At 64.8% G+C, this 12,951-nt stretch carries 14 protein-coding genes; 11 read left to right on the forward strand and 3 right to left on the reverse strand.

Annotation, left to right across the window (positions count from 1 at the left end; all coding sequences use genetic code 11):
* Positions 1-174 precede the first annotated feature (174 nt).
* Genes BG57_RS19080 through bioB form a run of 4 tightly spaced genes read left to right on the forward strand, consistent with a single transcriptional unit; the run spans position 175 to position 4,378 of the window.
* Positions 175-1,479, forward strand: coding sequence for an adenosylmethionine--8-amino-7-oxononanoate transaminase (locus tag BG57_RS19080; protein WP_035967154.1), 1,305 nt, complete (start codon positions 175-177; stop codon positions 1,477-1,479).
* Positions 1,476-2,666: an 8-amino-7-oxononanoate synthase gene (gene bioF / locus BG57_RS19085; RefSeq protein WP_035967156.1), complete on the forward strand. Its 1,191-nt coding sequence runs from the start codon at positions 1,476-1,478 to the stop codon at positions 2,664-2,666. The genes BG57_RS19080 and bioF overlap by 4 nt, the downstream gene beginning before the upstream one ends.
* A complete protein-coding gene (bioD, locus tag BG57_RS19090) occupies positions 2,663-3,364 on the forward strand; it encodes a dethiobiotin synthase (RefSeq protein WP_035967159.1) in 702 nt (233 codons plus the stop codon). The genes bioF and bioD overlap by 4 nt, the downstream gene beginning before the upstream one ends.
* A 6-nt stretch (positions 3,365-3,370) precedes the next feature.
* The gene (bioB, locus tag BG57_RS19095) at positions 3,371-4,378 is read left to right on the forward strand and encodes a biotin synthase BioB (protein ID WP_035967164.1); all 1,008 of its coding nucleotides are present in this window, start codon (positions 3,371-3,373) and stop codon (positions 4,376-4,378) included.
* Positions 4,379-4,421: 43 nt separating this feature from the next.
* On the opposite strand, the gene BG57_RS19100 is transcribed toward bioB, so the two are convergent.
* Positions 4,422-5,429, reverse strand: coding sequence for a sulfate ABC transporter substrate-binding protein (locus tag BG57_RS19100; RefSeq protein WP_035967165.1), 1,008 nt, complete (start codon positions 5,427-5,429; stop codon positions 4,422-4,424).
* Between the two features lie 88 nt (positions 5,430-5,517).
* Complete coding sequence (locus BG57_RS19105; protein WP_035967235.1) at positions 5,518-6,120, reverse strand: RBBP9/YdeN family alpha/beta hydrolase; 603 nt, start codon at positions 6,118-6,120, stop codon at positions 5,518-5,520.
* 149 nt (positions 6,121-6,269) lie between these two features.
* On the opposite strand from BG57_RS19105, the gene BG57_RS19110 reads away from it, so the two are divergent.
* From BG57_RS19110 to BG57_RS19135, 6 genes are read left to right on the forward strand one after another with little or no spacing between them, the layout of a single operon-like run.
* Complete coding sequence (locus tag BG57_RS19110) at positions 6,270-6,752, forward strand: VOC family protein (protein ID WP_052005889.1); 483 nt, start codon at positions 6,270-6,272, stop codon at positions 6,750-6,752.
* A gap of 5 nt (positions 6,753-6,757) precedes the next feature.
* Positions 6,758-7,699 carry a 2-hydroxyacid dehydrogenase gene (locus tag BG57_RS19115; protein ID WP_035967237.1) on the forward strand — a complete coding sequence of 314 codons (942 nt, stop codon included), beginning with the start codon at positions 6,758-6,760 and terminating at the stop codon, positions 7,697-7,699.
* 32 nt (positions 7,700-7,731) lie between these two features.
* A complete protein-coding gene (locus BG57_RS19120) occupies positions 7,732-8,652 on the forward strand; it encodes a hydroxymethylglutaryl-CoA lyase (RefSeq protein WP_035967168.1) in 921 nt (306 codons plus the stop codon).
* A gap of 13 nt (positions 8,653-8,665) precedes the next feature.
* On the forward strand, positions 8,666-9,178 hold the full coding sequence (locus BG57_RS19125) for a YbaK/EbsC family protein (RefSeq protein WP_035967170.1): 513 nt from the start codon (positions 8,666-8,668) through the stop codon (positions 9,176-9,178).
* Positions 9,179-9,213: 35 nt separating this feature from the next.
* Positions 9,214-9,759, forward strand: coding sequence for a DUF1289 domain-containing protein (locus BG57_RS19130; protein WP_229753846.1), 546 nt, complete (start codon positions 9,214-9,216; stop codon positions 9,757-9,759).
* The gene (locus BG57_RS19135) at positions 9,756-10,667 is read left to right on the forward strand and encodes an MBL fold metallo-hydrolase (RefSeq protein ID WP_035967171.1); all 912 of its coding nucleotides are present in this window, start codon (positions 9,756-9,758) and stop codon (positions 10,665-10,667) included. The genes BG57_RS19130 and BG57_RS19135 overlap by 4 nt, the downstream gene beginning before the upstream one ends.
* 173 nt (positions 10,668-10,840) lie before the next feature.
* Here the strand turns inward: BG57_RS19135 and BG57_RS19140 are convergent, their stop codons facing one another.
* Complete coding sequence (locus BG57_RS19140; protein ID WP_035967177.1) at positions 10,841-11,737, reverse strand: alpha/beta fold hydrolase; 897 nt, start codon at positions 11,735-11,737, stop codon at positions 10,841-10,843.
* A 224-nt stretch (positions 11,738-11,961) separates the two neighbouring features.
* Between BG57_RS19140 and BG57_RS19145 the strand changes: the two genes are divergently transcribed.
* On the forward strand, positions 11,962-12,924 hold the full coding sequence (locus BG57_RS19145) for an NAD(P)H-dependent flavin oxidoreductase (protein ID WP_035967178.1): 963 nt from the start codon (positions 11,962-11,964) through the stop codon (positions 12,922-12,924).
* The last annotated feature ends 27 nt before the right edge of the window (positions 12,925-12,951 follow it).

Raw genomic sequence — 12,951 nt, forward strand, 5'->3', positions numbered from 1 at the left:
CCGCTCATTTGATGGGCACGTCCGCTCGCCGCAAATGTCCGTCGAAAAGGGAAGCGCGCGCTCATTTTCGGGATAATTGGAGCGCGCGATGTCGCGCGTTTTCCCCGAAATGCGCAGGCCCTACGGCCTGACCGATGTACCGGCTCGCGTCACGCGCGGGCCTGGGAGCCGTTTTTGAACACAGAAGCGAATCAAGACTGGGTCGCGCGCTCGCTCGCCGCGGTGTGGCATCCGTGTACCCAGATGAAGCATCACGAGCGCGTGCCGCTCGTGCCGATCGCGCGCGGCAAGGGCGCGTGGCTCTACGACCACGAAGGCAACCGCTACCTCGACGCCATCAGTTCGTGGTGGGTCAATCTCTTTGGCCACGCGAACGGCGATATCAACCGCGCGCTGAAGGATCAGCTCGACACGCTCGAGCACGCGATGCTCGCGGGCTGCACGCATGCGCCCGCCGTCGAACTGTCCGAGCGTCTTTCCACGCTCACGCAGCACACGCTCGGCCACGCGTTCTTCGCGTCCGACGGCGCGTCGGCGGTGGAAATCGCGCTGAAGATGAGCTTTCACTATTGGCGCAATCGCGGGCAAAGCGAGAAGCGCGAGTTCGCGTGTCTTGCGAACAGCTATCACGGCGAGACCATCGGCGCGCTCGGCGTGACGGATGTCGCGCTGTTCAAGGACGCCTACGATCCGCTGATCCGTCACGCGCATGTGGTCGCATCGCCGGCTGCGGCGGGCGTCGACGAAGCCATCGCTGCGATGCGCGCGCTCTTCGAAGCACGGGCGGCGCAGCTTGCCGCCGTGATCGTCGAGCCGCTCGTGCAATGCGCGGCGGGCATGGCGATGTACGACGCGTCGTATCTCACCCGCCTGCGCGCGCTCTGCGACGAATTCCGCGTGCACCTGATCGCCGATGAAATCGCGGTCGGCTGCGGGCGCACGGGCACGTTCTTCGCGTGCGAGCAGGCGGCCGTGTGGCCGGACTTCGTGTGCCTGTCGAAGGGCATCAGCGGCGGTTACTTGCCGCTTTCGATCGTCCTTACGCGCGACGACATCTACGCCGCCTTTTACGACGACGACGTGACGCGCGGCTTCCTGCATTCGCATTCGTACACGGGCAACCCGCTCGCATGCCGCGCGGCGCTGGCGACGCTCGATCTGTTCGGCAGCGCGAACGTGCTTGCGGAGAACCGGCGCAAATCCGCGTTGCTGCGCGAAGCCTTGCAGCCGCTTGCGAAGCATGATCGCGTGCGCAATTTGCGCGAGCGCGGGACGATTTTCGCGTTCGATGTCGATATCGACGACAAGACGTTCTCGCGCCGCTTCTTCGCCAACGCGTTGCAGCGCGAACTGCTGATGCGCCCGATCGGCAAGACCGTGTACATGATGCCGCCGTACATCCTCACGGACGACGAACTCGCGCTGCTCGCGGCACGCACGCGCGAAACGCTCGACGCGACACTCGCGGAGGCCGCATGACGCGCTCGTCCGACGCGCTCTTCGACGCGCTGAAACAAGGTCTCGCCGATATCGACGCACGCGGCCTGCGCCGTCGCCGCCGCACCATCGACGGAGCCAATTCCGCGCACATGACCGTCGATGGCCGCGCGATGATCGGCTTCGCAAGCAACGACTATCTCGGCCTCGCCGCTCACGAAGCGATCCGCGCGGCGCTGGCGGAAGGCGCGTCGCGGTATGGCGCGGGCAGCGGCGGATCGCATCTGCTCGGCGGCCATTCCCGCGCGCACGCGCAGCTCGAAGACGATCTGGCCGCGTTCTCGGGCGGCTTCGTCGACGATCCGCGCGCGCTCTACTTCAGCACCGGCTACATGGCGAACCTTGCCGTGCTGACGACGCTCGCCGGTCGCGGCACGCTCGTCTTCCCGGATGCGCTGAACCACGCGTCGCTGATCGACGGCGTGAGACTTTCCCGCGCGCAGACGCAGATTTATCCGCATGCGGACATCGACGCGCTCGACGCCATGCTCGACGCGTCGCGCGATGAGACCGCGACCAAGCTGATCGTCACCGATTCGGTGTTCAGCATGGACGGCGATATCGCGCCGCTCGCGCGCCTCGTCGACGTGGCGGAGAAGTATGGCGCATGGCTCGTCGTCGACGACGCGCACGGCTTCGGCGTGCTCGGCCCGCAAGGACGTGGCGCGCTTAGCGCTTGTGCGCTGCGCTCGCCGCACCTCGTTTATGTCGGCACGCTCGGCAAGGCGGCGGGCGTCGCGGGCGCGTTCGTGTGCGCGGACGCGACCGTGATCGAATGGCTCGTGCAGCGCGCGCGGCCCTATATTTTCACGACGGCGTCGCCGCCGGCGGTGGCTCATGCCGTGTCCGCGAGCGTCAAAATTATTGCAAGCGACGAAGGCGATCAGCGGCGCGCGCATCTGGCTTCGCTCATCGAAACGACGCGCGCGATGCTGAAACGCACGCGCTGGCTGCCGGTCGAATCGCGGACTGCGGTGCAGCCGCTCGTCATCGGCGGCAACGATGAAACCGTCGCGCTCGCCGCCGCGCTCGATGCGCAAGGGCTGTGGGTGCCGGCGATCCGTCCGCCGACGGTGCCTTCGGGCACGTCGCGTCTGCGCATTTCGCTTTCGGCCGCGCATACCGCTGATGACCTCGCACGCCTCGATCACGCTCTGACTACGCTATGACCGCTTTATCCTTATTCGTTGCCGGAACCGATACGGAGATCGGCAAGACCTTCGTTTCTGCCGCGCTGTTGCACGGCTTTGCTCGTGCGGGCCTGCGCGCCGCCGCGATGAAGCCGATCGCCTCGGGCGCGGCCGAACGCGATGGCGTGCTGCATAACGACGACGCCGATCAGCTCGACGCCGCCGCCAACGTCGCGCTGCCGCCCGGGATTCGCACGCCGTTCATGATGCGCGAGCCGATTGCGCCGCACATCGCGGCAGCGCGTGAAGGCATCGCGCTGGATATCGGGCGCATCGTGGAGGCGCATCGCTTCGCGGTGACGCAGGCGGATATCGTCGTGGTGGAAGGCGTCGGCGGCTTTCGCGTGCCGCTCGACGATACGCACGACACCGCCGATCTCGCCGTCGCGCTCAACGTGCCGGTGGTGCTCGTCGTCGGCATGCGGCTCGGCTGCATCAGCCATGCGCTGCTGACCGTGGAAGCGATTGCATCGCGCGGGCTGACGCTCGCGGGCTGGGTCGCGAATCGCGTCGATCCAAACATGCTGTATCCCGACGAAAACATTCGCACGCTTGAACAACTCATCGATGCGCCGCTCATCGGCGTCATTCCTCATCTCGCACCGGCCGATGCGTCGCGCGCCGCCGATCATCTCGACGCGCGCCTTCTGCTCGACCGGCTCCAACTCAAGGACTGAACTCACATGACGCAGACCATTACTGCCGAAGCCGCAACGCCTGTCAACGTGCCGACGCCCGCGCGCTGGCGCGTCGCGGATGTCGTCGCGCTCTACGACTTGCCGTTCAACGATTTGCTGTATCGCGCGCAGACGGTGCATCGCGAGCATTTCGATCCGAACGCGGTGCAGTTGTCCACGTTGTTGTCGATCAAGACGGGCGGCTGCGAGGAGGATTGCGCGTACTGTCCGCAGTCGGTGCATCACGAAACGGGCGTGAAGGCCGACAAGCTGATGGAAGTCGATGCGGTGCTGAAGGCCGCCGAGACCGCGAAGGCCAACGGCGCGACGCGCTTTTGCATGGGCGCGGCATGGCGCAATCCGAAGGATCGGCATCTCGAGCCGATCAAGCAAATGATTCGCGGCGTCAAGGCGATGGGCATGGAAACGTGCGTGACGCTTGGCATGCTGGAGGCGCATCAGGCGCACAGCCTGCGCGATGCGGGGCTGGACTACTACAACCATAACCTCGATACGTCGCCGGAGTTTTACGGCCAGATCATTTCGACGCGCACGTATCAGGATCGGCTCGATACGCTCGAGCATGTGCGCGATGCGGGCATCAACGTGTGTTGCGGGGGGATCGTCGGGATGGGCGAATCGCGTCGCGAGCGCGCGGGGCTGATCTCGCAACTGGCGAACATGGAGCCGTATCCGGAGTCGGTGCCGATCAACAATCTCGTGCAGGTGGCGGGCACGCCGCTGACCGGCACGGAGGCGCTCGATCCGTTCGAATTCGTGCGGACGATCGCGGTCGCGCGTATCACGATGCCGAAGGCGATGGTGCGGCTGTCTGCAGGGCGCGAGCAGATGGACGAGGCGTTGCAGGCGCTTTGTTTTGCGGCGGGCGCGAATTCGATTTTCTATGGCGATCAGTTGCTCACGACCAGTAACCCGCAGGCAGAAGCGGACAGGAAGCTGATCGAGCGGCTCGGGATGCGGGCCGAGGCGGCGGGGAATGTGAGCGCCGGATAAGTGGTGTGCGGGGCTCGCATATCGGATGCGAGCCCCGCAAGGATCACTTCCGGTCCACCACCACCTGATCGAACGTCCCGCCATCGGCGAAATGCGTCTGCTGTGCCTTCTGCCAGCTCCCGAACATCTCATCGACGGTAAAGGTTTTCAGCGGCTTGAACTCGCTCGCATGCTTCGCGAGCACTTCCGCATTACGCGGACGCAAGTGATGCTGCGCGATGATCTCCTGAGCCTGCGGCGTATAGAGGAAGTCGAGGTAAGCCTGCGCCTCCTTGCGCGTGCCGCGCTTGTCCACCACCTTGTCGACGATGGAGACCGGCGGCTCCGCCAGCAAACTCGCCGACGGATACACCGCATCGAAATCCTTCGCGCCCGCGCCGCTTTCAATCAACCCGACTTCGTTCTCGAACGTCACCAGCACGTCGCCGATGCCGCGCTGTGTGAACGTCGTCGTCGCGCCGCGTCCGCCGGTATCGAGCACGGGCACGTTTCTGAAAACGGCCTTCTCGAAGTCCTGCGCCTGTGCATCGGTCGCGCCCTGCCGCTTCTTGTATCCCCACGCGGCGAGATACGTATAGCGGCCATTGCCCGATGTCTTCGGATTCGCGATGATCGCCTGCACGCCGGGCCGCGCCAGATCGCTCCAGTCCTTGATGTTCTTCGGGTTGCCCTTGCGCACGAGGAAGACCATCGTCGTCGTGTAGGGCGAGCTGCCGTTCGGCAGGCGCGTGCGCCAGTTCGCGGGCACGAGCTGGCCGCGCTCGGCGAGCAGATCGATATCGTTCGGCTGGTTCATCGTGACGACATCGGCCTGAAGGCCCTGCATCACCGATAACGCCTGCGCGCTCGATGCCCCGTGCGACTGCCGCACCGACACCGTCTCGCCCGTGCGCTTCTGGTAATCGGCGACGAAGGCCGCGTCGATATCCTTGTACAGCTCGCGCGTCACGTCGTAGGACACGTTGAGCAAGGTGGTCTCCGCATGCGCGATGCCCGCCGCCATGCACCATGCCGCGCCCGCCGCGAGCGCGAGCTTCCTGAATGCCGCCATGTGACTCCCCGAAAGAACGGTTGCAATAAAGACGCGAAAGGCCGCGCGAAGGCGGCCATCGAGTGTATCGGACGGTGGGCGGCGCACGTCATCCATACGCGTGTTCGCGCAGGAACAGGTCTTCTGCGCCGAATTCCGCAGGCGGCGCCCAGTGCGCGAGCGTATCGACGAGATACTTCGCGTGCGGCCACGGCCCATAGCCCGCCGACGTGTTGATATGCCCGGCATCGCCCAGATTGACGAACGCGCTGCCCAGCTGACGGGCGAGATCGCGTGCGTCGTCGAGCGGCATCCACGGATCGGTTTCGCTGCCGACGAGAATCGACGGCACCGCAAGCCGCATCGGCTCGAAGCGCCCGGCGAGGCGAAACTTCGCCGGGCTCGCGGGCGCGACAAACAGCACGCCGACGACCTTCGTCCCCAGGCTTCCACGCAGCAGCGCATGCGCCGTCGCGAGACAGCCGAAGCTGTGCGCGGCCAGCACGACAGGCCGGCGCATTTCATCGAGCCGCGCTTCGACGGCGCTCGCCCACGTGTCGAGATGCGGCGCGTCCCAATCCGCCTGCTCGACGCGCGCCGCCTCCACGTACTGCCGCTCCAGCCAGCTCTGCCAATGCGCGCCCTCGCTGCCATGCAGCCCCGGCACGGTGACGAGCATCGGCCGCCTGAAGGGTTCGTCGATCGTGTTCATGCGTGTTCCGCCCGCAGCGTTCTGTCCATGCGCCATTGTCCCGTGATGCATCCCATGCGCGAACGATTCAATCGTCATTTCCATATGCGCGATGCGAACGCCGCCTGTATCCGCACGTAGAATGTCCCAAAACATCACACGGAGGCCGTATGTCCGATCTGCCCGACGAATCCGCCGACCGCTTCGAGCACGCGGATCATTCGCGAACGCAGCGCACGCTGCAACCGTTCCATCTCGCCTTTCCCGTCACGAGTCTCGATAACGCGCGCGCGTTCTATGGCGAACTGCTCGGCTGCCCGGAAGGCCGCAGTTCGCCCGACTGGGTCGACTTCGACTTCTTCGGTCATCAACTGGTCGCGCATCTTTCGCCGGACGAGGCGCGGCCAGCCGCGCGGAACGCCGTCGATGGCGACGACGTTCCCGTGCGCCATTTCGGCGTCGTGCTCGCGATGAGCGACTGGCACGCGCTCGCCGAGCGTCTGAAGGGCGTGGGGACGAAGTTCATCATCGAGCCGCATGTCCGCTTCAAGGGCCAACCCGGCGAGCAGGCGACCATGTTCTTCCTGGACCCATGCGGCAACGCGCTGGAGTTCAAGGCATTCAACGACATCGGCCAGCTCTTCGCCAAATGAGCCGCATGAAAATCATCTTCTACGAACAGAACACCGACATCGACGCCTGGCTTCGCGGCTTCGCCCGCGAGTTGCCGGACGCCGACCTTCGCGCATGGGAACCGGGCGATACCGCGCCCGCCGACTACGCGATCGTCTGGCGCGCGCCGCGCGAGTTGTTCGCGAACCGGCCGGATCTCAAGGCCGTGTTCAATCTCGGCGCGGGCGTCGACGCGATCCTCGATGTCGAGCGCAAGGAACCCGGCACGCTGCCGCCCAACGCGATGCTCGTGCGTCTCGAAGACACGGGAATGGCGCAACAGATGGTGGAATACGCGACGTATACGGTGCTGCGCTACATGCGCCGCTTCGACGAGTACGAAGCGCTGCAACGCGAAGGCCGCTGGGAAAAGCTCAGGCAACATGCGCGCAAGGATTTCACGGTCGGCGTGCTAGGCCTCGGCGTGCTCGGCGCGGAAGTGGCGCAGGGTCTACGGCGGCTTGGCGTGCCCGTGCGAGGCTATAGCCGCACGCCGAAGGACATCGAAGGCGTCTCGGTGTACGCGGGCCGCGATCAGCTCGACGCGTTCCTCGACGGCACGCGCGTCATCATCAATCTGCTGCCGCATACGCCGGACACCGAAGGCATCCTGAACGCGCGCGCGTTCGGCAAGCTCGCGCGCGGCGCCTATCTGGTGAACGTGGCGCGCGGCCCGCATCTCGTCGATGCCGATCTCATCGATGCACTCGACAGCGGCCAGCTCGCCGGCGCGATGCTCGATGTGTTCCATGTCGAACCGCTGCCGAAGGAGCATCCGTTCTGGCGGCATCCGCGCATCGGCGTGACGCCGCACATAGCGGCGGAAACGCTGCGCGAAGAGAGCATCGTGCAGATTGCCGCGAAGATTCGAGCACTTGCACGTGGCGAGACGATTAGCGGCGTGGTGGATTTCAAGCGCGGCTATTGAGCGCGAGCCAGAAACATTCGAAGGAGACAAGCATGATTCCATCCAGAGTAAAAATCGTCGAAGTCGGGCCGCGCGATGGCCTGCAAAACGAGAAGACGTTCGTGCCCACCGAAACGAAAATCGAACTGGTGAACCGCCTCGCGCGCGCGGGCATCGTCAACGTGGAGTCGACCTCGTTCGTATCGCCCAAATGGGTGCCGCAAATGGCCGACGCGGCCGCGCTTCTCGCCGGCATCGAGCGCCGGCCGGGCACGATCTACTCCGTGCTCACGCCGAACATGCGCGGCTTCGAAGGCGCGCTCGAAGCGAAGGCCGACGAGATCGTGATCTTCGGCGCGGCGAGCGAAGCGTTCTCGCAGAAGAACATCAATTGCAGCATCGCGGAAAGCATCGCGCGGTTCGAGCCGGTCGCCAAAGCGGCGAAAGACGCGGGCATGCGCCTGCGGGCCAGCATTTCGTGCGCGCTCGGCTGCCCGTATCAGGGCGAAGTGAGCGTCGAATCCGTGGTCGATGTCGTCGAGCGCATGAAGGCGCTCGGCTGCGATGAAATCGACATCGCCGATACCATCGGCGTCGCCACGCCCACGCGCACGCGCGAAGTGATCGCGGCGGCGTCGAAGGTGTTTCCGCGCGAACGGCTCTCCGGGCATTTTCACGATACCTACGGCCAGGCCATCGGCAACATCTATGCGGCACTGCTGGAAGGCATCGAGATTTTTCATGCGTCGGTCGCGGGACTCGGCGGCTGTCCGTATGCAAAAGGCGCGACCGGCAATGTCGCGACCGAGGACGTCGTGTATCTGATGAACGGACTCGGGATCGAAACCGGCGTGAATCTGGACGAACTCGTGGACATCGGCGACTTCATTTCGCGAGCGATCGGCAAGCCGAGCGCTTCGCGTGCGGGCAAGGCGCTGCTCGCGAAGAAGGGCGGCGTGGAAGCATGTGCATGAAAGGACAACAACGATGATCGAACCGACAGAACTCGACGCCCTGCCCGATTCCGCGCGCCGCGTGGCGCTGCTGCTGAAGGAACGCGGCCATCCGCATCCGGTCGTGATGCTGCCGGAGACCGGCAAGACATCGGCGGAAGCGGCGGCCGGCCTCGGCTGCGCCATCGCGCAGATCGCCAAGTCCATTCTCTTTCGTCGCCGCGAGGACGACGCGCCCGTGCTGGTGATCGCGAGCGGCGCGAATCGTGTGGATGAGAAGAAGGTCGCCGCGCGCGTGGGCGCACTGGCCCGCGCGGACGCGAAGTTCGTGCGCGACAAAACGGGCTATGCAATCGGCGGCGTTTGCCCGATCGGTCACGCGGTCGAGCCGGTCACGCTGATCGACGAAGACCTTCTCGCGCTCGACAGTCTGTGGGCCGCAGCCGGCCATCCGCATGCGGTGTTCAATCTGTCGCCGCGCGAGCTGGTTGAACTGACGGGCGCGCCGGTCGTCGACGTCGCATTGCGCGAGACGGCGTCGTCATGAACGGCGTAGCGTCGCCTTGCGTCGATGTCTGCCGCATGAACGCGGAGACCGGCTTCTGCGATGGCTGCTTTCGCACCCTCGACGAGATAGCCGCGTGGTCCGCGTATGACGACGACGCAAAGCGCGCTGTGCTCGATCGCGTCGAAAGCCGCCGGCAGGGTGCGCGTGTCGTGATGATCGGCGAATCGTTCGAAGCGACGCTTTCGCTGCCGCCCGATTCGATCCGCCATTTCGCAACGCTCGTCGACGATCGTAACCCGTTGCATCACGACGAAGCCTACGCGCGGGCGAGTCGCTTCGGCGCGCTGATCGCATCGGGCACGCAGCCGACCGCGCATCTGATGGCGATGATCGCCACGCATTTCTCCCGATACGCGCAGCCGTTGGGGCTGGAATTCGGCATCAGGCTGACGCGCGCAGTGCAAGCGAACGATGTCATCACGATGCGCTGGCAGGTCATCGAAGCGAAGTGGAAAGCGAGCCTGCGCGGCGATCTCGTGAAGCTCGCGGGCGGTGCGACGAATCAGGCGGGCGACACGGTAATGAAGGCGACGGCGACCATCGTCGTGATGCCGGCATGAAAACGCTGCCCGACTCGATGACCGTTTTCGAGCGCGGCTGGCTCTCGTCGAACAACGTGCTGTTCATGAGCGACGACAGCACCGCGCTCGTCGATACGGGCTACGGCTCGCACGCGCCGCAAACCCTCGCGCTGGTGCAACGGAAGCTGGGCGCGCGCAAGCTCGATCTGATCGTGAACACGCATCTGCATTCGGATCACTGTGGCGGCAACGCGCTGCTTCAGGCGGCCTATAGCTGCGGCACGCTGATCCCATCGGGCGAAGCCGAAGCGGTTCGCGACTGGAACCGGGACGCGCTGACTTTCGACGCGACGGGGCAGAACTGCGAGCGCTTTGGCTTCACGGGCGTCATCGAAAACGGCGCGACGCTCGTGCTCGGCGGCCTGCCGTGGTCCGTGCTCGGCGCGCCCGGCCACGATCCGCATTCGCTGATGCTCTACTGCGCCGATGCGCGCGTGCTCATCAGCGCCGACGCATTGTGGGAAAACGGCTTCGGCGTGATCTTTCCGGAACTGGAAGGCGAAAGCGGCTTCGCGGAAGAACGCGCGGTGCTCGATCTGATCGCGCGGCTCGATATCGATGTCGTGATTCCCGGCCACGGCGCCCCGTTCAGCGATGTCGCGCGTGCGCTCGATGTCGCGTCGTCGCGGCTCGACTACCTGCAGGCCGATCCCGCGCGCAACGCAAAGAACGCGCTGAAGGTGCTGATCGTCTTCAAGCTGATGGAAGTGCGCGCGATGAGCTTCAACGCGCTTCTCGCGATGACCTCGAACGCCCGCGTCATGCGCGCCGCCGCGGATGCGCTCGCCGCGCCCAGCGAGCGGCGTGCGTTGATCGAGAAAGTCGTCGGGGAACTGGCGAAGGCGGGCGCGGTGACGGTCAGCGCCGGTATCGTATCGGCGAGTTGAAGCACAAAAAAAGAAAGCCGCTTGTCAGCTACGGCAAGCGGCGAACATAGACGTGATCAACGTCGAGACCATGCTAACCCGACGCTATTACACGTGCATCGGTGCTTTCCCTACAGAAGTTTAACGGTCAGCTAAAGACCGGATGACTGCCCGTCTTCTTTACCGGTTTCACCTCACGACGCGTCCGCTTTGAAGAACGCGAGCATCTCGTCGATCAGCATGTTGGGCTGTTCCTCGGGGATGTAATGGCCGCACGGCAACGCCTCGCCGCTCACATCGCGGGCGACGCGCCGCCATTCTTCGAGCGCGTCGAAGCATCGTTCGATCACGCCTTCCTTGCCCCACAAGACGCGCAGCGGACACGCGACCCTCGCGCCGCGTTCGAGGTCGGCGCGATCGTGCTCCAGGTCGATGCTCGCCGACGCACGATAGTCCTCGCACATCGCGTAGATGGCGCCGGGCTGCGCCAAGGCATCGCGATACGCCTGCAACGCATGCGGTGCGAACGGGGCGAGGCCGGCGTGACGATTGCCCATCACGCGATCGATATACGCGTTCGGATTGCCGCCGATCAGCAACTCCGGCAGCGGCGACGGCTGGATCAGCAAGAACCAGTGAAAGTAGGCGGTTGCGAACTCACGGTCGGTCGCTTCGTACATGGCGAGCGTCGGCGCGATGTCGAGCAGCATCAGGCGATCGACGGCATCGGGAAAGTCCATCGCCATGCGATGCGCGACTCTTGCGCCGCGATCGTGCGCGCAGACGAGAAATCGCTCGAAGCCGAAGTGACGCATCACCGCGATCTGATCGGCGGCCATTGCGCGCTTCGAATACGGCGTGTGATGCTCGTCGCTCTCGGGCTTTCCCGATGCGCCATAACCGCGCAGATCCGTCGCGATGACGGTGAAGTGGCGCGCGAGAACATCGGCGCACTTGTGCCAGATCTCGTGCGTTTGCGGGTGGCCGTGCAGCAGCAGAAGCGGCGGACCGTCGCCGCCCTTCACGCCTGCAATGACGACGCCCGCATCGGCGCCTTCGATCCGGAACGGCTCGTAATCGGCGAAAGGCATGGTGTGTTCTTGTTGTGAGGTTCGACTCATTGTAGGCGTGGCGTCAGAACTGCTTCACGTCGATCGTCGCCTTTGCCCCGAAACCGAAGAAGTCCTCGGAATTTGCGGATCGCTCCGAGACGTGTCGTGCCTATAATCGAACGATTGTTCTCAGGCGGCGTCCCGGTGCATGCTTATAAGCGCCGCTTCGAAGGCCGCAAGAACATCAATCTGGAGACTCGCGCATGGCACTTCCAGCCGTCCTGCAAAACCTCGCGTTGCCGGTCATCGGCTCGCCGATGTTCATCGTCAGTTATCCCGAACTCGTGCTTGCGCAATGCAAGGCGGGCATCGTCGGATCGTTTCCCGCGTTGAACGCGCGGCCGGCCGAATTGCTCGACGAATGGCTCACGCAGATTCAGGCGTCGCTCGCGGAATACCGGGCGGCGAATCCCGATGCCGTCATCGGGCCGGTCGCGGTGAATCAGATCGTGCATCAGTCGAACGCGCGGCTCGAACACGACATGCGCGTGTGCGTCGAACATAAGGTGCCGATCTTCATCACGAGCCTGCGTGCGCCCGTCAAGGAGATGATCGACGCGGTGCATTCCTACGGCGGGATCGTGCTGCACGACGTCATCAATCTGCGTCACGCGCAGAAGGCGCTGGAAGCCGGCGTCGACGGACTGATTCTCGTCGCGGCGGGCGCGGGCGGGCACGCGGGCACGACTTCGCCGTTTGCGCTCGTCGGCGAAGTGCGGCGCATGTTCGACGGGCCGATCGTGCTGTCGGGTTCCATCGCCAATGGCGGATCGATTCTCGCGGCTCAGGCGATGGGCGCGGACCTCGCCTATATGGGCACGCGCTTCATCGCGACCCGCGAGGCGCACGCACTCGAAAGCTACAAGCAGGCGATCGTCGATGCGAACGCGTCCGATATTGTCTATACGAACCTGTTCACGGGCGTGCACGGCAACTACATCCGCCAGAGCATCGTGAATGCGGGGCTGGACCCGGACGCGCTTCCCGAATCCGATAAAACCGCGATGAACTTCGGCGACGGTTCGAGCAAGACAAAAGCGTGGAAGGACATCTGGGGCGCGGGCCAGGGCGTCGGCCTGATGAACGACGTGCCGAGCGTGGCCGAACTGGTCGCGCGGCTCAAGCGCGAATACGACGACACGAAGGCGCGCCTCGCGATTCGCTGACGCGTTCGTCGTCCGGACAAAAAAACA

It is taken from the genome of Caballeronia grimmiae (assembly GCF_000698555.1).
GTDB classification, from domain to species: domain Bacteria; phylum Pseudomonadota; class Gammaproteobacteria; order Burkholderiales; family Burkholderiaceae; genus Caballeronia; species Caballeronia grimmiae.

What these genes read in the sequence shown, in the direction of transcription:
- bioF (WP_035967156.1), top strand. Translation starts at nt 1,476, where the DNA reads ATGACGCGCTCGTCCGACGCGCTCTTCGACGCGCTGAAACAAGGTCTC.
- bioD (WP_035967159.1), top strand. Translation starts at nt 2,663, where the DNA reads ATGACCGCTTTATCCTTATTCGTTGCCGGAACCGATACGGAGATCGGC.
- bioB (WP_035967164.1), top strand. Translation starts at nt 3,371, where the DNA reads ATGACGCAGACCATTACTGCCGAAGCCGCAACGCCTGTCAACGTGCCG.
- BG57_RS19100 (WP_035967165.1), bottom strand. Translation starts at nt 5,429, where the DNA reads ATGGCGGCATTCAGGAAGCTCGCGCTCGCGGCGGGCGCGGCATGGTGC.
- BG57_RS19105 (WP_035967235.1), bottom strand. Translation starts at nt 6,120, where the DNA reads ATGAACACGATCGACGAACCCTTCAGGCGGCCGATGCTCGTCACCGTG.
- BG57_RS19110 (WP_052005889.1), top strand. Translation starts at nt 6,270, where the DNA reads ATGTCCGATCTGCCCGACGAATCCGCCGACCGCTTCGAGCACGCGGAT.
- BG57_RS19115 (WP_035967237.1), top strand. Translation starts at nt 6,758, where the DNA reads ATGAAAATCATCTTCTACGAACAGAACACCGACATCGACGCCTGGCTT.
- BG57_RS19120 (WP_035967168.1), top strand. Translation starts at nt 7,732, where the DNA reads ATGATTCCATCCAGAGTAAAAATCGTCGAAGTCGGGCCGCGCGATGGC.
- BG57_RS19125 (WP_035967170.1), top strand. Translation starts at nt 8,666, where the DNA reads ATGATCGAACCGACAGAACTCGACGCCCTGCCCGATTCCGCGCGCCGC.
- BG57_RS19130 (WP_229753846.1), top strand. Translation starts at nt 9,214, where the DNA reads ATGAACGCGGAGACCGGCTTCTGCGATGGCTGCTTTCGCACCCTCGAC.
- BG57_RS19135 (WP_035967171.1), top strand. Translation starts at nt 9,756, where the DNA reads ATGAAAACGCTGCCCGACTCGATGACCGTTTTCGAGCGCGGCTGGCTC.
- BG57_RS19140 (WP_035967177.1), bottom strand. Translation starts at nt 11,737, where the DNA reads ATGCCTTTCGCCGATTACGAGCCGTTCCGGATCGAAGGCGCCGATGCG.
- BG57_RS19145 (WP_035967178.1), top strand. Translation starts at nt 11,962, where the DNA reads ATGGCACTTCCAGCCGTCCTGCAAAACCTCGCGTTGCCGGTCATCGGC.